This is a genomic window from Streptomyces nodosus, from assembly GCF_008704995.1.
In the GTDB taxonomy this organism is placed as follows: Bacteria; Actinomycetota; Actinomycetes; order Streptomycetales; family Streptomycetaceae; genus Streptomyces; species Streptomyces nodosus.
In genome coordinates this window covers 4358630-4377782 of sequence record NZ_CP023747.1, presented here as the reverse complement: position 1 = coordinate 4377782, position 19153 = coordinate 4358630, and the positions used below count along the sequence as shown (strand labels likewise).

Annotated in this window: 17 protein-coding genes; 7 read left to right on the top strand and 10 right to left on the bottom strand. The window is 71.9% G+C overall.

The features are described 5' to 3' along the window. Window positions 1-3: 3 nt before the first annotated feature. From CP978_RS19795 to CP978_RS19760, 8 genes are all read right to left on the bottom strand, one after another. Window positions 4-2031 carry an NADH-quinone oxidoreductase subunit 5 family protein gene (locus CP978_RS19795; protein ID WP_043442938.1) on the bottom strand — a complete coding sequence of 676 codons (2028 nt, stop codon included), beginning with the start codon at window positions 2029-2031 and terminating at the stop codon, window positions 4-6. Further along, window positions 2028-2393: an NADH-quinone oxidoreductase subunit NuoK gene (gene nuoK, locus CP978_RS19790; protein ID WP_043442937.1), complete on the bottom strand. Its 366-nt coding sequence runs from the start codon at window positions 2391-2393 to the stop codon at window positions 2028-2030. The genes CP978_RS19795 and nuoK overlap by 4 nt, the downstream gene beginning before the upstream one ends. Beyond that, window positions 2393-3022 (bottom strand): NADH-quinone oxidoreductase subunit J family protein, encoded by a 630-nt coding sequence (locus tag CP978_RS19785; RefSeq protein WP_043442935.1) that lies wholly within the window; start codon window positions 3020-3022, stop codon window positions 2393-2395. Before CP978_RS19785 ends, nuoK begins: the two co-directional genes overlap by 1 nt. Next, the gene (locus CP978_RS19780; protein WP_052454594.1) at window positions 3019-3546 is read right to left on the bottom strand and encodes a 4Fe-4S binding protein; all 528 of its coding nucleotides are present in this window, start codon (window positions 3544-3546) and stop codon (window positions 3019-3021) included. The genes CP978_RS19785 and CP978_RS19780 overlap by 4 nt, the downstream gene beginning before the upstream one ends. A gap of 110 nt (window positions 3547-3656) precedes the next feature. Continuing rightward, window positions 3657-4625: a complex I subunit 1/NuoH family protein gene (locus tag CP978_RS19775; RefSeq protein ID WP_043442933.1), complete on the bottom strand. Its 969-nt coding sequence runs from the start codon at window positions 4623-4625 to the stop codon at window positions 3657-3659. Next, window positions 4622-5911 (bottom strand): NADH-quinone oxidoreductase subunit C, encoded by a 1290-nt coding sequence (locus CP978_RS19770; protein ID WP_043442931.1) that lies wholly within the window; start codon window positions 5909-5911, stop codon window positions 4622-4624. Before CP978_RS19770 ends, CP978_RS19775 begins: the two co-directional genes overlap by 4 nt. After that, a complete protein-coding gene (locus CP978_RS19765; RefSeq protein WP_043442929.1) occupies window positions 5911-6555 on the bottom strand; it encodes an NADH-quinone oxidoreductase subunit B in 645 nt (214 codons plus the stop codon). The genes CP978_RS19770 and CP978_RS19765 overlap by 1 nt, the downstream gene beginning before the upstream one ends. Further along, on the bottom strand, window positions 6546-6983 hold the full coding sequence (locus tag CP978_RS19760) for an NADH-quinone oxidoreductase subunit A (protein WP_043449023.1): 438 nt from the start codon (window positions 6981-6983) through the stop codon (window positions 6546-6548). The genes CP978_RS19765 and CP978_RS19760 overlap by 10 nt, the downstream gene beginning before the upstream one ends. A 319-nt stretch (window positions 6984-7302) precedes the next feature. Here CP978_RS19760 and CP978_RS19755 point away from each other — a divergent pair, with 319 nt between their 5' ends. From CP978_RS19755 to CP978_RS19735, 5 genes are all read left to right on the top strand, one after another. Continuing rightward, a complete protein-coding gene (locus CP978_RS19755) occupies window positions 7303-8496 on the top strand; it encodes a sensor histidine kinase (RefSeq protein WP_043442927.1) in 1194 nt (397 codons plus the stop codon). 241 nt (window positions 8497-8737) lie between these two features. After that, a complete protein-coding gene (locus CP978_RS19750) occupies window positions 8738-10081 on the top strand; it encodes a sensor histidine kinase (RefSeq protein WP_043449021.1) in 1344 nt (447 codons plus the stop codon). Between the two features lie 470 nt (window positions 10082-10551). Then, window positions 10552-11211, top strand: coding sequence for a response regulator transcription factor (locus tag CP978_RS19745; RefSeq protein ID WP_278190175.1), 660 nt, complete (start codon window positions 10552-10554; stop codon window positions 11209-11211). A gap of 208 nt (window positions 11212-11419) precedes the next feature. Continuing rightward, the gene (locus tag CP978_RS19740; protein ID WP_043442923.1) at window positions 11420-13348 is read left to right on the top strand and encodes a 2-oxoacid:acceptor oxidoreductase subunit alpha; all 1929 of its coding nucleotides are present in this window, start codon (window positions 11420-11422) and stop codon (window positions 13346-13348) included. Beyond that, window positions 13341-14420 carry a 2-oxoacid:ferredoxin oxidoreductase subunit beta gene (locus tag CP978_RS19735; protein ID WP_043442921.1) on the top strand — a complete coding sequence of 360 codons (1080 nt, stop codon included), beginning with the start codon at window positions 13341-13343 and terminating at the stop codon, window positions 14418-14420. Before CP978_RS19740 ends, CP978_RS19735 begins: the two co-directional genes overlap by 8 nt. A 50-nt stretch (window positions 14421-14470) precedes the next feature. On the opposite strand, the gene CP978_RS19730 is transcribed toward CP978_RS19735, so the two are convergent. Continuing rightward, the gene (locus tag CP978_RS19730; RefSeq protein WP_043442919.1) at window positions 14471-14899 is read right to left on the bottom strand and encodes a winged helix-turn-helix transcriptional regulator; all 429 of its coding nucleotides are present in this window, start codon (window positions 14897-14899) and stop codon (window positions 14471-14473) included. 90 nt (window positions 14900-14989) lie between these two features. On the opposite strand from CP978_RS19730, the gene CP978_RS19725 reads away from it, so the two are divergent. Then, window positions 14990-15844: an SDR family oxidoreductase gene (locus CP978_RS19725; protein ID WP_043442917.1), complete on the top strand. Its 855-nt coding sequence runs from the start codon at window positions 14990-14992 to the stop codon at window positions 15842-15844. Between the two features lie 130 nt (window positions 15845-15974). Next, window positions 15975-16988 (top strand): EamA family transporter RarD, encoded by a 1014-nt coding sequence (gene rarD / locus CP978_RS19720; RefSeq protein WP_052454194.1) that lies wholly within the window; start codon window positions 15975-15977, stop codon window positions 16986-16988. Between the two features lie 66 nt (window positions 16989-17054). On the opposite strand, the gene CP978_RS36115 is transcribed toward rarD, so the two are convergent. Continuing rightward, the gene (locus tag CP978_RS36115) at window positions 17055-19073 is read right to left on the bottom strand and encodes a hypothetical protein (RefSeq protein WP_043442915.1); all 2019 of its coding nucleotides are present in this window, start codon (window positions 19071-19073) and stop codon (window positions 17055-17057) included. Window positions 19074-19153 lie beyond the last annotated feature (80 nt).

Sequence of the window (19153 nt, the reverse complement as noted above, 5' to 3'; positions counted from 1 at the left end):
TGCTCACGCTCCCGTGGCGACGAGGAGGACGGCCACCGCCAGGACGACGGTGCCGGCGAGCAGCGCGCTCACATAGGTCTGCACATTGCCGGTCTGGGCGCGCCGTACGGCGGCGCCGAGCAGTCGGGGCAATGCTCCGGCGCCCCGTACATAGGTCTCGACGACCTCGCGGTCGAGGAACCGGACGAGACTCGCTCCGGCCCTGACCGGACGGACGAAGAGCGCCTCGTACAGGGCGTCCAGATGGAAGCCGGCGGCGGCGTGACGGTGCAGCGGGCCGAGCAGCAGGCGGCCCGGGTCCGCCGGGTCGGACGCAGCGGCCGCTTCGCCCCCGGCGGGCACGTGGCTCGCGATGGCCTCGGCCTCGACCAGGCCGGCGTCCTCCTCGGGGTGGTCGGCGGCGACGTCCTGGGCGTACTCCGTCGAGCCGAGCCGAGTGCCCGGGGAGGGGACGCGGGCCGCGAGCACGGTGGTGTGCCGCCAGGCGCCGTAGGTCACCAGTCCGCCCACCAGGGCGAGCCCCGTACCGAGGACGGAGGTGGTGAGGGTCGGTGCCAGGCGGTGGCCGTCGAACCAGTCGGGCAGCACGCCGTAGCCGAGGCCGAACGCGACGGAGGGGATGGCGAGCACCCACAGCACGGCGTTCATCGCGAGGGGCTGTTTTCCATGGTCGGGGGCCTCGGCACCGTGGCCGCGGAAGGCGAGCAGCCACAGCCGGGTCGCGTAGGCGGCGGTGAGCAGGGCGGTGACCAGACCGAAGACCAGGACGATCCAGCCCGCGGCGCCCGGGGCGTGCCCGGTGTGGCCGATGGCGACGTGCTCGGCCGCGGAGAGGACGGACTCCTTGGAGAAGAAGCCGGCGAACGGCGGGACCGCGGCGAGCGCGAGCAGCGCCACGGTCATCGTCCAGTAGGCGTCGGGGATGCGGGCGCGCAGGTTCTTCATGCGGGACATCTCGGCCAGCGAGTTGGTGCCGGCGGCGTGGATGACCACTCCGGCGGCGAGGAAGAGCAGTGCCTTGAAGGCGCCGTGGGACAGGAGGTGGAAGACGGCGGCACCGCGTTCGCCGACGGCGAGGGCGCCGGTCATATAGCCGAGCTGGCCGATCGTCGAGTAGGCGAGGACGCGTTTGATGTCGTCCTGGGCGAGCGCGGCGAGCGCCGAGCCGGCCATGGTGACGGCGGCCATGACGGCGAGGACCACCATCGCGGCCGAGGAGGCCTGGAAGACGGGGAGGAGGCGGGCGACGAAGTACACACCGGCGGCGACCATCGTCGCGGCGTGGATCAGCGCGGAGACGGGGGTGGGGCCCGCCATCGCGTCGGGGAGCCAGGTGTGCAGCGGGAACTGCGCCGACTTGCCCGCCACGCCGGCCAGGAGCAGCAGGGCGATCAGGGTGGGGTGGTGCAGCCCGCCGCTCGCCACGGTGCCGAGCACCCGGGTGATCCGGAAGGAACCGGCGTCGGCGCCCAGGGCGAACAGCCCGATCAGAAAGGGGACGTCGCCGAGCTTGGTGACCAGGAATGCCTTGAGGGAGGCGGCGCGTGCCTGCGGGGTCTCCCAGTAGTGGCCCACCAGGAAGTAGGAGCAGATGCCCATGACTTCCCAGCCGACCAGCAGCACGATCAGGTCGCCGGAGTAGACGACCAGCAGCATCGCGGAGGTGAACAGGGAGACGAGAGCGGCGTACGAGGGGTAGCGCGGGTCGTGGCGCAGATAGCCCGTCGAGTAGATCTGCACACAGGTGGCGACGACGCCGACCAGGACGGCCACCAGGGCGGCGAAGCCGTCGATGTGCAGGGCGAGCTCGATCGGGACGGAGCCGGTGGGGGTGAGTTCCGTGGCGGAGTCGAGGGCCGGGCCGCCGCCCTGGCGTGCGGCGACCAGCACGGCCAGCACGAGGGAGGTGAGGGCCGGCAGGACGGCGAGGGGGCGGACGAAGCCGGGAGCGGTGCGGCCGAGGAGCAGTCCGGCCGCGGCGCCGAGGAAGGGCAGGAGGGGGACGAGAACGGCGAGGGTGGTCGTGGTCACGCGGTGGCCTCAGCCTTCTCGGCCGCGGGGGTGTCGCCCTCGGGGCCCTCGGCGGTGTCGCGGAGTCGGTCGATGTCGGAGGTGCCGCGGTTGCGGTACACGGCGAGGACGATCGCCAGGCCGATGCCGATCTCGGCGGCGGCGACGGCGATGGTGAACAGCGTCAGTGCCTGGCCGGAGTGCAGCGTGTCGCGGGCGGTCCTGCTCAGCCAGACGTCGAAGGCGACGAGGTTGAGGTTGACCGCGTTGAGCATCAGCTCGACCGACATCAGGACGAGGATCGCGTTGCGGCGGGCGAGGACACCGTAGAGGCCGGTCGAAAAGAGGAGGGCGGCGAGCACGGCGGGATAGGCGAGGTGCATCAGCGGGCGCCTTCCTTCTCGCTGCGCGCGTCCGGGCGGGCCGGGGTGCTCTCGGTGGTGGCCTCGTCGGCCTTCGCCCTGCGGGAGAGGACGATCGCCCCGACCAGAGCGGTGAGGAGGAGGACGGAGAGGGCCTCGAAGGGGAGGACCCAGTGCTGGAAGAGGCTCGCGCCGGTGACCTCGGTGGAGCCCGAGGCGGGTCCTGACAGGTCTATCCAGGTGGTGCGGAAGGCGTCGACGACCACCCAGACCAGGGCGGCCCCGGCGGCGACGGCCACGGTGAGGGCGGCCGGGCGGTTGCCGGAGTCGGCGTCCGGGGACCGGCCGATGGGGGCCTTGGTGAGCATCAGACCGAACAGCAGCAGGACCACGACGGACCCGACATAGATGAGGACCTGCATCCAGGCGATGAACTCGGCGGTGAGCAGGAGGTACTCGACGGCGAGCCCGCCGAGCGTCACCACGAGCCACAGGGCGGCGTGCACCAGCTGTCGGGTGGTGACGGTGACGAGCGCGGCGCCGAAGGTCACCAGGCCGACGAGGAGGAAGGCGATCTCGACGCCGGTCGGGGAGAGGAAGCCGTGTGTCCCGGTGACGGCCGTGGCCGCCACCGCCAGGGCGGGGCTCACGCGGTGCCTCCCTGCGGACCGTCGGGCTCGGTGGGCTCGCCCTGTGCCGGTGCGTCCTGTGCGGCGGCCAGCTTCTCGGCGGTCCTGCGGGCGGCGGCGATCTCCTTGGGTTCCTCGGAGGCGGGGTCGAGCGCGGGCGGGGCCGGCACGGTCCACATCCACTCGCGGAGCTTGTCGCGCTCATGGGTGAGGTCGCGGATGTCGGTCTCGGCGTACTCGAACTCCGGGGACCAGAAGAGGGCGTCGAAGGGGCAGACCTCGATGCAGATGCCGCAGTACATGCAGAGGGAGAAGTCGATGGCGAAGCGGTCGAGCACATTGCGGCTGCGCTCGCGGCCGCCGGGGGCCGCGGGCGGAACCGTCTCCTTGTGGGAGTCGATGTAGATGCACCAGTCCGGGCACTCGCGGGCGCACAGCATGCAGACCGTGCAGTTCTCCTCGAACAGGCCGATGACACCACGGCTGCGCGGCGGAAGGGCGGGCTGGGTGTCCGGGTACTGCTCGGTGACGGACTTCTTCGTCATCGTGCGGAGGGTGACGGCCAGGCCCTTGGCGAGGCCGGAGCCGGGGACGGACCGGCGAGGCCGCTCGGGGGGCGTCGTCGTGGAGCGGTGGCCGGGCGACGAGCGGGACACTAGGAGATCACCACCTTGACGATGCCGGTGAGGGCGATCTGGGCGAGGGCGAGGGGGACGAGGAGGGTCCAGGAGAGCTTCTGGAGCTGGTCCTCGCGCAGGCGGGGGTAGGTGACGCGCAGCCAGATGACGACGAAGGCGAGGACCGCGGTCTTCAGGAGCGTCCAGAGCCAGCCGAGTCCGTCGGCTCCCCAGGGGCCGTGCCAGCCGCCCAGGAAGAGGACGGTGGTCAGGCCGCACAGGACGATGATCCCGGCGTACTCGGCGAGCAGGAACAGGGCGAAACGGAGCCCGGTGTACTCGGTGTACGCGCCGAAGATGATCTCCGAGTCGGCGACCGGCATGTCGAAGGGCGGGCGTTGGAGCTCGGCGAGGCCGGCCACGAAGAAGATCAGCGCGCCGATGATCTGCCAGGGCAGCCACCACCACCGGAAGGCGTCGACGATGCCGGGCAGCGAGACCGTCCCGGCCGCCATCGCCACCGAGGCGGCGGCGAGCAGCATGGGGAGTTCATAGGCGAGGAGCTGGGCGGCGGTGCGGAGGCCGCCGAGGAGGGAGAACTTGTTGGCGGAGGCCCAGCCGGCCATGAGCGAGCCGAGGACTCCCACACCCATGACGGCCAGCACGAAGAAGATGCCCGCGTCGACGACCTGACCGACGGCGCCCTCACCCGGACCGATCGGGATGGCGAGCAGCACCAGAAGGTACGGCAGAAGGGCGACGGCGGGGGCCAGTTGGAAGATGCGGCGGTCCGCGCCCGCCGGGACGACGTCCTCTTTCTGGGCGAACTTCACACCGTCGGCGACAAGTTGGGCCCAGCCGTGGAATCCGCCGGCGTACATGGGTCCGAGGCGGCCCTGCATATGGGCCATGACCTTGTGTTCGGTCTGCCCGACGATCAGGGGGAAGGTGAGGAAGACGACGAACACCACGACGAGTCGCAGGGCGACGTCGAGAGCGCCGTTCACGGCGTGCCTCCGGAGGGGTCGTCGGGGGTGGGTGTGTCGTCGGCGGGCGTCTCGTCGGGGTCCGGCCCGGGGCGCCGGGCGTCGCCGGGGCGGTCCTCGCCACCGCCCGTTCCGGATCCGGCCCCGGACGCGTCCTCGGGCGCGTCCTCGGGCGCGAGTTCGGGCGCCGATTCGGGCACGGCTGCTCGTACGGCGGTGTCGTCCTCGGTCCCCGTCGTCTCCTTCGTGCTCTCGGCCCCGGCGGGCTCGGGCTCGTCGAAGGCGGGGCGGGCGTGGTGCCAGGGGGCGTCCGCACCGTGGGGCGGGACGGGGCGCTCGGCGGTCGGGTCCTCGGCCGCCGGGGCGTTCGACCCTTGCGATGCGGACCCTTCGGACGCGCTGCGGGCCCGTCGGGGACCGGACGCGGGTGCCTCGGGCGAGGGTGAGGGGGCCTCGGGCGAGGGCGCCGTGCGTTGGGACGCCGACCCCTGCGAGGCGCTGCGCGCACGCCGCGGACCGGCCGGAGCCGTGGAACCGGCGTCCGGCTCCGGCGCGCGCTGCGAGGCCGATCCTCCCGAGGCGCTGCGGGCCCGTCGGGGGGTGGGCGGGGTGTCCGTGGGCTCGCCGGTGGCCGGGCCCTGGCTCGTCGAACCCTCCGCGGCCGTACGGGTGCGGCGGACCGGCCGGTCTCCCGCCGCGCGGCCCGCGGCTCGGGCGGGGCGGGAGGGAGCCGGGGGAAGCTGGCCCTTGAGGGGGCCCCATTCATTGGGGTCGGGGACGCCCGGGGGCAGCATCTGCCGGCGCCTGGGGCCGCCGTGGTCGGACTCGCCCGGTTCCTTGGCGCCGGGCCAGGCCTTGGCGACCCGGGCGGCCAGCACGAAGTCCTTGCGCAGGGGGTGGCCCTCGAAGCCCTCGGGCAGCAGCAGATGGGCCGGCGCGGGGTGGCCCTCGAAGGTGACACCGAACATTTCGTGGGTCTCGCGTTCATGCCAGGCGGCACCCGCGTAGACGCCCACGGCGGAGGGGAGCACCGGGGCCGTGTGCGGCACGGTCGTACGGACGAGGAGTCGGCGGACCGGGGACAGGGCTACCACATGCGCCGAGACGCGCAGGCCCGTGCCCGGTTCGTCGACCGCGCTCAGCCAGTCGAAATAGGTGCAGCCCAGGTCGTCGCGGGCGACCCGCAGCGCCTCGGTCCAGCCCGTCGCGGGGACGTCGACCGTCAGGACGTCGTAGGACACCTCGGCCGTGGCCTGGGGGCCGAAGAGTTCCTCGGCGGGTGCGGGCAGCCAGCCGACCGTGGTCATCACCGCACCTCCGTGGCCGGGCCCGTCCCGGGGCCCGGGACCGGGGCGGGCGGGGTGACCAGGCCGCTCTGGAGGGCGGCGGTGGACGGCCGCGCCGTGCCGTAGCGCTCCCCCAGCGACTCGCGCGCGATCTTCTCCTGGAGTTTGAGGATGCCCTGGAGCAGCGCCTCGGGGCGGGGCGGGCAGCCGGGGACGTACACATCCACCGGGATGATCTGGTCGACGCCCTTGGTGACGGAGTACGAGTCCCAGTAGGGGCCGCCGCAGTTCGAGCACGCCCCGAAGGAGATGACGTACTTCGGCTCGGGCATCTGCTCGTACAGGCGTTTGACGGCCGGGGCCATCTTGTCCGTGACCGTGCCGGACACCACCATCAGATCGGCCTGGCGCGGGCCGGGTGCGAACGGGATCACGCCCAGGCGGATGAAGTCGTGGCGGGCCATCGACGCGGCGATGAACTCGATCGCGCAGCAGGCGAGGCCGAAGTTGAAGACCCAGAGCGAGTAGCGGCGTCCCCAGTTCAGGACCACCTTCATCGGCTCGGGGGCGAGGCGGGAGAGCGCGCCCAGTCGCTTCGGCTCCAGGAGCGGTACCGGGACCGGGACCGGCTCGGGAACCGACGGAGTCGAGGGGTTCACGTCCATGTCAGGACGCCCTTCTTGTATGCGTACAGCAGTCCCACGGCCAGAAAGCCGAGGAAGACGAACATCTCCACGAGCGTGGTCGCTCCATAACGCGGATCGGCGAAGACCGTCGCCCAGGGGAAGAGGAAGATCGAGTCGACCGCGAAAATCACATACAGAAACGCATAGACGTAGTAGCGAACCTGGGTGTGGGCCCAGCCCTCGCCGACGGGGTCGACACCGCACTCGTACGTCAGAAGCTTCTCCGGGGTGGGCACGACCGGGCGCAGCAGCCGGCCGGCGCCGAAGGCGACGGCCACGAAGAGCACCCCCACGACGGCGAGCAGCCCGACGACGGAGTAGGACTGGAAGTAGCCCGTCGCGATGATGTCTCCGGCTCTCGCGGCGGTCTCCGCGCTCCCCGTCCCCGTGCTTCCGGTCTCCGCCATGACGGCGACGGCGGTCGGATCCGGCACGTCAGCCCCTCACTCCCTGACCTGGTGACCCTGGTGAACCGTGTGTTCGACGATCTGTACGCACGGGAGTCTAGGCCCTGCTAAAGAAAGGGTAAGCAGCCCGTCGCACCTCGAGATGCCCTTGTGCTGCTTAGGCGGTTCCGCCGCGCGACCCTCGGAACGACCCGTTCACCTCCCGGCGGATCGGACGGGGGGTGGGGTTTACCCCAGTGGATCGCGGCGGTCCGCCTCATGGCGCGGTGGTACACCGGATTGGCAGGCTGGGGCACATGAGCGAACGAGGCCGAACGAGATGACCGGACACGACGGGACCCCGGGGACCCCGGACGGCGACCGCCCGCCGCCCCCGCGCTTCGCCCTGGACGGATACACCTGGCGGGAGATCACGCATCTCCTCGCGAATCTGCCGGTGTCGCTGGTCGGGTTCACCTATGTGGTGACGGTGATGTCCCTGGGGGCCGGGCTGACCATGACCGTGATCGGCTTCCCGATGCTGTCGGCCGGTCTGCTGGGCGCACGGCTGCTGGGCAGGATGGAGCGGTCCCGGGCCAGGGCGCTGCTCGGGGTGCGGATCGAGGAGCCCTCTCCGCTGCCGTTGCGCAGAAGCGGTGGGGTGTTCGCGCGGATGTGGATGGCGCTGAAGGATCCGGTGGGCTGGCGGGCGGTTCTGTACGAGTTCATCAGGCTGCCGTGGGGGATCCTGACGTTCACGGTGACCCTTGTGTCGCTGTTCGTCCTGTGGCCGTTGCTGCCCTTCATCGCCCGTGGGCTGACGAACGTGGACCGGGTGCTGGTGCGCGGGCTGCTGTCCCCCTCCGACGAGTTGGAGCGGCGCATCGCCGAGTTGGAGTCCGACCGGGGGGTGGTCGTGGACACGGCGGCAGCGGATCTGCGCCGCATCGAGCGCGATCTCCACGACGGGGCGCAGGCCCGGCTGGTGAACCTGGCGATGGGGCTCGGTCTGGCCAAGGAGAAGCTGGTCGAGGACCCGGATGCGGCGGCGGCGATGGTGGACGAGGCCCATGGTGAGGTGAAACTCGCGCTGCAGGAGCTGCGGGACCTCGCCCGCGGGATCCATCCGGCGGTGCTGACCGACCGCGGGCTGGACGCGGCCCTCTCGGCCGTGGCCACGCGGTGCACCGTGCCGGTGAAGGTGACCGTGGACCTGGTGGCGAGGCCGGCGGCGGCGATCGAGGGCATCGCCTACTTCACCGTCTCCGAGCTGCTGCAGAACATCAGCAAGCACAGCGGGGCGAAGTCCGCCTCCGTCGACGTCTGGCGGTCGGACGAGCGGCTGCTGATACAGGTGCAGGACGACGGCCGCGGCGGGGCCCGCCTCGACGGCGGCACAGGCATGGCGGGGCTCGCGGAGCGGCTGGACGCGGTCGACGGCCTGTTCGTCGTCGATTCACCGGTGGGCGGCCCGACGGCCGTCACGGCGGAACTGCCCTGGCGGGATCCGGACGGCACGGCACGCCGCGGGTAGGCGCCCGGACGGGGGCGGACGCGCGAGGAGCGGTCGTACGCGAGCGGACGCGTACGACCGCTCCGGCGTGTGCGGGCTGCCTCTGCGGCCTCCGGGGGGTGGGGAAAACCCCCGGTTCAAGACGCCGACCCGCTCCATGGTCCTACGGGGCCGGAAGCAGCAGGGTGGGGACATGAACCGGTGGCGGGCCTCGCGGGCCGAGCACACCGGGACGGACGACGAGGAGAAACGGACGACGCCGATGGCCACGCAGGGGTACGGAGAGTGGGACGACCCTGGATCCCAGGGCTCTCGGGGGCGACCGCACCGGCTTCCGGTCGCCCTGCGGGCGCCGGTCGAGGGGCGCAGCTGGCGTGAGCTGTGCCATCTGGTGCTGAGCCTGCCGATCGGCACGGTGATGTTCGCCTACAGCGTCACGATGTTCTCCATGGGGGTGGGGCTGCTGGTGACGTTCCTCGGCATCCCGGTGCTCGCGGCGGGGCTCATGGGCTGCAGGGGGTTCGGGGTGCTGGAGCGGGCCCGGGCGCGTGCGCTGCTGGGGCTCGACGTGGCCGAGCCCGAGCCGCTGCGGCCGAGGCGGGGCGGGGCGATGGCCTGGATGGGGGCGGTTTTCAAGAGCGGCTCATCGTGGCGGCACATGCTGTACACCGTGCTGCAGTTCCCCTGGACGTTGTTCTCGTCCGTGGCGGGGCTCGTCTTCTGGTCGTGCGGGTGGTCACTGCTGACGTATCCGCTGTGGTTCTGGGTGTTCCCGGTGTACGCCGGGCAGGGCGGGATCCAGCTGTACGGCGACGAGACGCACTCCGTCTATCTCGACAACCCGTTCGAGATCACGGTGACCGCGCTGGTGGGGCTGTTGCTCACGCTGGCGACGCCGTGGATCATACGGGGGCTGACGACCGTCGACCGGCTGCTGGTGCTGGGGCTGCTCGGGCCGTCCCCGCTGGCGACGCGGGTGGTGGAGCTGGAGTCGGACCGTGGCGTGGTGGTCGACACGGCGGCGGCGGATCTGCGGCGGATCGAGCGCGATCTCCACGACGGGGCGCAGGCCCGGCTGGTGGCGCTGGCCATGGATCTGGGACTGGCCAAGGAGAAGCTGACGGAGGATCCGCGGGCGGCGGCTCGGATGGTGGACGAGGCGCACGGAGAGGTGAAGACGGCTCTCCAGGAGCTGCGGGACCTCGCCCGCGGGATCCATCCGGCGGTGCTGACCGACCGCGGCCTGGACGCGGCCCTCTCGGCCGTGGCCACGCGGTGCACCGTGCCGGTGACGGTGGATGTGGATCTGCCGTCGCGTCCGGCGCCGGCGATCGAGGGCATCGCCTACTTCACGGTGTCGGAGCTGCTGCAGAACATCAGCAAACACGCCCGGGCCTCGCGGGCCGTGGTGGATGTGTGGCGGGTGGAGAACCGGCTGCTGTTGCAGGTGACCGACGACGGGGTGGGCGGCGCGGACGCCTCCGCCGGGTCGGGGCTGGCCGGACTGGCCGGGCGCCTGGACGCGGTGGACGGGGTCCTGGTCGTCGACTCGCCGGCCGGGGGGCCGACCCGGATCACCGCGGAACTGCCCTGGCGATCGGCCTGACCTCCTGAGCACCCCGGACCCGCCGGGCACTTCCGGCCCCTGGATCACCCGGCCCCGAACACCCGGCCCCGAACACTCCCCTCTTGGGCACCGGCACCGCCCGGCCCCGATCACCGATCATCGGCCCCGGCCCGGGCCCCGGGCCCCCGATCACCGGCCATCCATCGGTCACCGGTCACCGCCCTCGTGCAGCGCTCCCCCCCGTTCGAAGGCACCGGCGGGGACGGCGTCCGTACGGGGGCGGCGGCGTCGGTACGGGGCGTGGCACGGCACCGCACGGGGCCTGACCGGAACTGATCGCTCCCTCCGTCCGCACTCTGTCCACAGGCTCGGTGAGAAATCGCGGTCGGGGCGATACTGAGGGTCCCAGGGGCGGTGCCGGGGCGTGTGGCGTCCAGGACGCCTCCGGACGCGCAGGACGCACGGCCGAAGACGGAAGACACGGGGGGCCGAAGATCGTGGAGGACAGGGTGCGGGTGGTCATCGCCGAGGATTCAGTGCTGCTCAGGGAGGGCCTGACCCGGCTGCTGACCGACCGCGGGCATGAGGTCGTCGCCGGTGTCGGGGACGGGGAAGCGCTGATCAAGACCATCACGGAGCTCGCGGACGACGGCAAGCTGCCCGAGGTCGTGGTGGCCGATGTGCGGATGCCGCCGACCCATACGGACGAGGGGGTCCGGGCCGCGGTGCGGCTGCGGAAGGCCTATCCCGGGCTCGGGGTGCTGGTGCTGTCCCAGTATGTCGAGGAGCGCTACGCGACCGAGCTGCTGGCCGGCTCCAGTCGTGGCGTGGGCTATCTGCTCAAGGACCGGGTCGCCGAGGTCCGCGAGTTCGTGGACGCCGTGGTGCGGGTGGCCCACGGGGGGACCGCGCTGGACCCCGAGGTGATCGCCCAGCTGCTCGGGCGCAGCCGTAAGCAGGACGTGCTGGCCGCGCTCACCCCGCGGGAGCGGGAGGTCCTGGGGCTGATGGCGGAGGGACGGACGAACTCCGCCATCGCCCGGCAGCTGGTGGTGAGCGACGGAGCCGTCGAGAAGCACGTCAGCAACATCTTCCTGAAACTCGGCCTGTCCCCGAGTGACGGGGATCACCGGCGTGTTCTGGCCGTGCTCACCTATCTCAACTCCTGATCGGCTGACACTGTCTCAGGCGGCGCGTCTTCTCCACCATCGTCGGGGGCGAATCAATCATGAGAAATCAGGGTGCCGGCCCGTCTCAGCATGGTGTCCATCATGCGATCCACCGCGGGAAGGCGACCCTTACCGACGTAGGGTTGGCCCTGGGAGGCCGGTGGGCCGGCCACTCCCAGTCAGCCGCCTCGATGGGAGGTCCAGTTCAGTGACCAGCCAGGTCAGCAGTCCAGCGGAGCAGGCAGACGAAGCCGTCGTGGGAGAACAGCGCAGACCGGCGGGCGCCAAGGATGTACACAAGCTCGACCGGGTGATCATCCGCTTCGCGGGGGACTCCGGTGACGGTATGCAGCTCACCGGCGACCGCTTCACCTCCGAGACGGCGTCCTTCGGCAACGACCTCTCGACGCTGCCGAACTTCCCGGCCGAGATCCGGGCGCCCGCAGGGACCCTGCCGGGTGTGTCGTCGTTCCAGCTGCACTTCGCCGACCACGACATCCTGACCCCCGGGGACGCGCCGAACGTGCTGGTGGCGATGAACCCGGCCGCGCTGAAGGCGAACATCGGCGATCTGCCGCGCGGGGCGGAGGTCATCGTCAACACGGACGAGTTCACCAAGCGCGCGCTGCAGAAGGTCGGTTACACCGCTTCCCCGCTGGAGGACGGGTCGCTGGACGGCTACCACGTCCATCCGGTGCCGCTGACCGCCCTCACCGTGGAGGCGCTCAAGGAGTTCGACCTCAGCCGCAAGGAGGCCGAGCGCAGCAAGAACATGTTCGCGCTGGGCCTGCTGAGCTGGATGTACCACCGGCCCACCGACGGCACCGAGACGTTCCTGAAGACCAAGTTCGCGAAGAAGCCGGACATCGCCGCGGCGAACATCGCGGCCTTCCGCGCCGGCTGGAACTTCGGCGAGACCACCGAGGACTTCGCGGTCTCCTACGAGGTCGCCCCGGCCACCACGGCGTTCCCGGTCGGCACCTACCGCAACATCTCCGGGAACCTCGCCCTGTCGTACGGCCTGGTGGCCGCCTCCCGTCAGGCGGACCTGCCGCTGTTCCTCGGCTCCTACCCGATCACCCCGGCCTCGGACATCCTGCACGAGCTGTCCAAGCACAAGAACTTCGGGGTGCGGACCTTCCAGGCCGAGGACGAGATCGCCGGCATCGGCGCGGCGCTGGGCGCGGCCTTCGGGGGGTCCCTGGCGGTGACCACGACCTCCGGTCCCGGTGTGGCCCTCAAGAGCGAGACGATCGGCCTGGCGGTCTCCCTGGAGCTGCCGCTGCTGGTCGTGGACATCCAGCGGGGCGGCCCGTCCACCGGTCTGCCGACCAAGACCGAGCAGGCCGACCTGCTGCAGGCGATGTACGGCCGCAACGGCGAGGCCCCGGTCCCGGTCGTCGCCCCGCGCACCCCTGCCGACTGCTTCGAAGCGGCCCTGGAGGCGGCCCGGATCGCCCTGACCTACCGCACGCCCGTCTTCCTCCTCTCCGACGGCTATCTGGCCAACGGCTCCGAGCCCTGGCGGATCCCGGAGCTGGACGAGCTGCCGGACCTGCGGGTGCGGTTCGCCCAGGGCCCCAACCACACCCTGGACGACGGCACCGAGGTGTTCTGGCCGTACAAGCGGGACCCGGAGACCCTGGCCCGGCCGTGGGCCATCCCGGGCACGCCCGGCCTGGAGCACCGCATCGGCGGCATCGAGAAGCAGGACGGCACGGGCAACATCTCCTACGACCCGGCCAACCACGAGTTCATGGTCCGCACCCGTCAGGCGAAGATCGACGGAATCGTGGTACCCGACCTCGAGGTGGACGACGAGCCGGGCGCGAACACCCTGGTGCTCGGCTGGGGCTCGACCTACGGCCCCATCACGGCGGCGGTGCGGCGGCTGCGCGCGGCCGGGCAGCCGATCGCCCAGGCGCATCTGCGCCACCTCAACCCCTTCCCACGGAATCTCGGCCAGGTTCTGGAGCGTTACGACAAGGTGGTGATCCCCGAGATGAACCTCGGTCAGCTCGCCACGCTCATCCGGGCGAGGTACCTGGTCGACGCTCACTCCTACACCCAGGTCAACGGCATGCCGTTCAAGGCCGAACAGCTTGCCGCGGCTCTCAAGGAGGCCATCGATGGCTGAGACGTCCATGGAAGGCACGGGCACGATCGAGGCGCTCTCCCTCGTTCCCAAGGCCGAGGCCCGGCAGTCCATGAAGGACTTCAAGTCCGACCAGGAGGTGCGCTGGTGCCCCGGCTGCGGTGACTACGCGATCCTCGCCGCCGTCCAGGGCTTCATGCCGGAGCTGGGCCTGGCCAGGGAGAACATCGTCTTCGTCTCCGGCATCGGCTGTTCCTCGCGCTTCCCGTACTACATGAACACGTACGGAATGCACTCCATCCACGGCCGTGCGCCCGCCATCGCGACCGGTCTCGCCAGCTCGCGCCGCGATCTGTCGGTATGGGTGGTCACCGGCGACGGCGATGCGCTGTCCATCGGAGGCAACCACCTCATCCATGCCCTGCGCCGCAATGTCAATCTGAAGATCCTGCTGTTCAACAACCGGATCTACGGTCTGACCAAGGGCCAGTACTCCCCGACCTCCGAGGTCGGCAAGATCACCAAGTCGACGCCGATGGGCTCGCTCGACGCGCCCTTCAACCCGGTGTCGCTGGCGATCGGCGCGGAGGCGTCCTTCGTGGCGCGGACCGTCGACTCCGACCGCAAGCATCTGACCGGGGTGCTGCGCCAGGCCGCCGCCCACCCGGGCACGGCGCTGGTGGAGATCTACCAGAACTGCAACATCTTCAACGACGGCGCCTTCGAGCCGCTCAAGGACAAGCAGACCGCCGAGGAGGCCGTGATCCGCCTGGAGCACGGGCAGCCGATCCGCTTCGGCCCCGACGGCTCGCGCGGTGTCGTCCGGGATATGCGCACCGGTGATCTGGAGGTCGTCACGGTCACCCCGGAGAACGAGGCGGACATCCTGGTGCACGACGCCCACGCGGCCTCCCCCACCACGGCGTTCGCGCTGTCCCGGCTCGCCGACCCGGACACCCTCCACCACACCCCGATCGGCGTCTTCCGCTCGGTGGACCGGCCGGTCTACGACACCCTGATGGCCGACCAGCTCGACACCGCCATCGAGCAGAACGGCAAGGGCGACCTGGCCGCGCTGCTCGCCGGCGGCGACACCTGGACCGTCATCGGCTAGGCCAGGCCACCCCAGGCCCTACGCCACAGACGTCACAAGGTTTCACGTTTTCACGAGACCCGGGCCCTCGGCGCCCGGGTCTCGTCGTACGCCCGGCGGGCCTCCTCGACATCGGCCATGCGCCGCTCGGTCCACAGCGCCAGTGCGCGCACCTGTTCGGCTGCCTCACGGCCCAGACCGGTCAGGGAGTAGTCGACCCTCGGCGGGATCACCGGCTTGGCGTCCCGGTGGACCAGACCGTCGCGCTCCAGCGTCTGCAGGGTCTGGGTGAGCATCTTCTCGCTGACGCGGGCGCTCCTGCCGATCGCCCGGCGCAGCTCGCTGAAGCGGTGGGACCCCTCGAGGAGCTCGATCAGCACAAGGGCTCCCCAACGGCTGGTGACATGCTCCAGGACGAGGCGATGGGGGCACATCGCCTCACGGCTGTCGCCTGTGCGGGTCTCGTCCCGGCCGTCCGCGGCCGTGCTGCTCACTGCCATGCCGGTACCTTACTTCAAAGTGGGTACTTTCCCAGAGTTAGTACCCCTCCTAGGGTGAGTGCCAGACCCACCCCACAAGGAGATCCCGTCATGAGCATCGTCGTCACCGGAGCCACCGGCCACCTGGGCCGTCATGTGGTGGAGCAGCTGCTGGAGAAGGTACCGGCCGAGCAGATCACCGCGGTCGTCCGCACCCCGGAGAAGGCCGCCGGCTTCGCGGATCGCGGTGTACGGATCGCGGTCGCCGACTACAACGTCCCCGAGACCTTCGACGGCCTCTTCGCCGCCGGCGACCGGGTGCTGCTGATCTCCGGCAACGAGTTCGACAAGGGACGGACCGGCCAGCACCGGATCGTTCTGGACGCCGCCCGTGCCGCCGGTGTCGCGCTCTTCGCCTACACCAGTGCGCCAGGGAGCCTGACGGCCGCCCTCGCCGACGACCACCGGGACACCGAGGAGGCGATCCTGGCCTCGGGCGTGCCCCATGTGCTGCTGCGCAACGGCTGGTACAGCGAGAACTACACCGAGCAGCTCGCCCCCGTCCTGGAGCACGGCGCCGTCGTGGCCGCCGCCGGTGAGGGCCGGGTCGCCTCGGCCGCCCGCGCCGACTACGCGGCCGCCGCCGTCGCGGTGCTGACCGGCGAGGGCCATGAGAACACGACGTACGAGCTGAGCGGCGACACCGCGTGGGGCTTCGCCGAGTACGCCGCCGAGCTGAGCCGGCAGACCGGCAGGGAGATCGCCTACGACGCCGTCTCCGTCGAGGCCCTGACGGGCATCCTGACCGGCGCCGGACTGCCCGCCCCGCTCGCCGCGATCCTGGCCGGGGTGGACGCCTCCGTCGAGAAGGGCGAGCTGGCCGTCACCACCGGCGACCTCTCCCGTCTGACCGGCCGCCCGACCACCCCGCTCGCCGAGTCGATCACCCTCGCCCTGAAGGGCTGAACCCCTCGCAGGGTCCACCCGGCATCCCCGCCTGTCATGACCGTATGCCCATACGGGTATGACAGGCGGGGATGCTCGCGCTACCTTCGTGGATGCTGCCCAGGAACAGTCGTGCGAGAAGGAGGGACCCGTGACCGAGAAGTCGAGAAGTGAACGGCGGACAGGTCTGCTGAACGGCTTCGCGGCATACGGGATGTGGGGGATCGTGCCCCTCTTCTGGCCACTGCTGCGGCCCGCCGGCGCGGCGGAGATCCTCGCCCACCGGATGGTCTGGTCCCTGCTGATCGTCGCCGTCGCCCTGCTGGTGATGCGCCGCTGGGCCTGGGCGGGCGAACTGCTGCGGCAGCCCCGCAAGCTGGTGCTGGTCACGGTGGCCGCGGTGGTCATCACCGTGAACTGGGGCGTCTACATCTGGGCCGTGAACAGCGGCCATGTGGTGGAGGCCTCACTGGGCTACTTCATCAACCCGCTCGTCACCATAGCCCTGGGCGTGCTGCTGCTGAAGGAACGGCTGCGGCCCGTCCAGTGGGCGGCGGTCGGGGTGGGCTTCGCCGCCGTCCTCGTCCTGACGATCGGTTACGGCCGCCCGCCGTGGATCTCGCTGTGTCTCGCCGTCACCTTCGCCACCTACGGTCTGGTGAAGAAGAAGGTCAGCCTCGGCGGCATCGAGTCGCTGGCGGCCGAGACCGCCGTGCAGTTCGTGCCGGCGCTGGCGTATCTGCTGTGGCTCACCGCGCACGGCGGCTCGACCTTCACCTCCGAGGGCGCCGGGCATGCGACGCTGCTCGCCGCCACCGGTCTGGTCACCGCGCTTCCGCTGGTCTGCTTCGGCGCCGCCGCGATCCGGGTGCCGCTGTCCACGCTCGGGCTGCTCCAGTACCTCGCACCGGTGTTCCAGTTCCTGCTGGGCATCCTCTACTTCCACGAGGAGATGCCGCTGGAGCGCTGGGCGGGCTTCGGCCTGGTCTGGATCGCGCTGGTGCTGCTGACCGGCGACGCGCTGCGCATGGCCCGGCGGGGGGCGCGTGCGCTCAGGAACGGGGCCGCCGTGCCCGGCTCCGTCGCCACCGCGGCGGTGAGCGCGGCGCCGGTCACGGAGGGCTCGGTGACCGGGCCCGATCAACCGGTGGACGCCAGGCCGTAGTCCGCGATGGCGCGGGCGCGCCCGTCGAGGTGACAGGGGCCGGGGCCGTGCCCCGGCCCCTTCGGCTCACCGCGGGGAGGGGTGCGTGCCGCCCGCGGCGTCGCGGGCGCGTGCGGCCAGGCGGTCCATGCGGCTGCGGGCCCGTTCGAGCGGGTCGAGGTCGTCCGCGGCCGGGCCCTCGGCCGCGGCGAGTTCGGTCCATACGGCGATGAGGTCATGGCCGAGACGCAGTCCCTGGACCGGATCGCGGACCGCACGCCAGGCGGCGGCCGCGCTCTGCACATTGCCGTAGGCACCGCGCGGATCGCCCAGGCGCCGGCGGAGCCCGGCCAGGTCGAGCGAAAGCTGGAAGGAACGCGGGGCGTCTCCGGCCAGGTAGGCGATGTACGCGGTGAGTTCGCGCAGACGGACCACATCGAGGTGTTCGGCGCCCAGGCCGGCCAAGGCCTCGGTGACGGCCAGCTCCGCGAGTTCGGTGGCCTCCTCGATACGGCCCTGCTGCACGGCCGTGCTGATCCGGGCCATGGACTCCGCGACCGGGCCCGCGGCACCGCCGGGCCTCTCGGTCCCCGACTCGGGCGCGAGCATCGACTCGGCCACGTCGAACTCCCGCACGGGCGGCTCCTTGACCTCCTCCTCCCCGGCCTCGGCGACGGGAGCGGTCCCCGGGGCCGGGGGCGGCCTCCACTCGGAGGCGGAAGACAAGCCGGGGTCGGACTCGAAGTCGGGCCTGAGCGTCTTCGGTTCGTCCGGTCCGGTCTCCGGCGCCCTCCAGACGGGGGCCGGTTCCGGCTCCACGGGCGTGGTGATCACGGGCGGCGGCCCGAACACCCCCGTCGGTGCGGAGACGACACCCGCGGGGGCGGCGCCCTGCCCCGGCAGCATCTGCGCCGGGCCCGAGGTCGCACTGATCAACGGCGCCCGCTCGGGCACGGCCCGCAGCACAGAGGTGGCGACGGTGCCGCCGGGACGTACGGGCGTGCCCTCCGCGGGCGCAGGGGGGACGGGGACCGGCTCAGGGGGCGACACGGGCTGCCCCGGCTGCTCGGGCCGCCGGGGCGGCGAGGGGGGCCGAGCCTCCTGGGACTGCCGGGCGACAGCGGGGCGCGGCCCGGGCGGGGGTGCCGGCTCCGGTCCGGCGGCGCCCGGCGCCCTCACGAAAAGGGCCCGCAGGACCTGCGTCGGTTCCGAGTCGTCCGGCGGCGTCGGCTGGACCCGCCGCGCGGGGCCCGGGTGCGGAGCCGACGGGTGGTCCGGTCGCAGCCGGGGGCCCGGCCTCGCCTCGGGAACCACTTGCAGCGGAACCGTCGGGACCTCGTCCACCGTCACCGGCTCCTCGGCCTGGCGCGGGACATACGTCGGCCCCTCGCGCCACGGCCGCTCCGCCTCACGGGGCGGGGCAGGGTCGGACAAGGGCCTGCCCCCCGGCGGCGCGGTCGGCAGGGGCGGCACAGACGCCCGCCCTTCCGGTCCCGGCGGCAGAGGCGGCACCGGCGGACGCTCCTCCGACTCCGGCGACGGAAGCAGCACGGACGCCCGCTCCTCCGACCCTGGCGGCAGAGGCGGCACAGACGCCCGTCCCTCCGGTCCCGGCGGCAGAGGCGGCACCGGCGGACGCTCCTCCGACCCCGGCGACGGAAGCAGCACGGACGCCCGCTCCTCCGACCCTGGCGGCAGAGGCGACACGGACACCCGCCCCTCCGACCCCACCGGCAGAGGCGACACGGGCGTCTCTCCCTCCGGTCCGGGGGCCGGTGTCCCGGGGGTTCCCGTCCGTACCGGTTCCCCCGCGAACTCGCTCGCCCCGTCCACCGAGACCAGGATCGGCACCACGAACCCGATCCGCTCGTCCCGGATCGTGGCCCTGACGGAGCGTCCGGTGGCCAGGGCGATGCGATGGAGGCGGCTCAGGACCGCCTGCTGGATCTCCTCGCCCCGGGCCGCGAAGACCGGTACGCCGTCGATCGACGCACCGCCCGCCCCCGGGCCGGACGCGGGGACCCGTACCTCGATCGGCGCCGCCGCCGGGGCGGCCGGGGACGCAGGACGCTTCTGCTCCCGCTTCTCATCGCTGGGTCGAGGCATCTGTTCCCTCACTGTGATGCGCCGGGGCCGGTCACACGCTCACCGCCAAGTGTGTCCGCCCGTCCACCGTCTCACGTCAC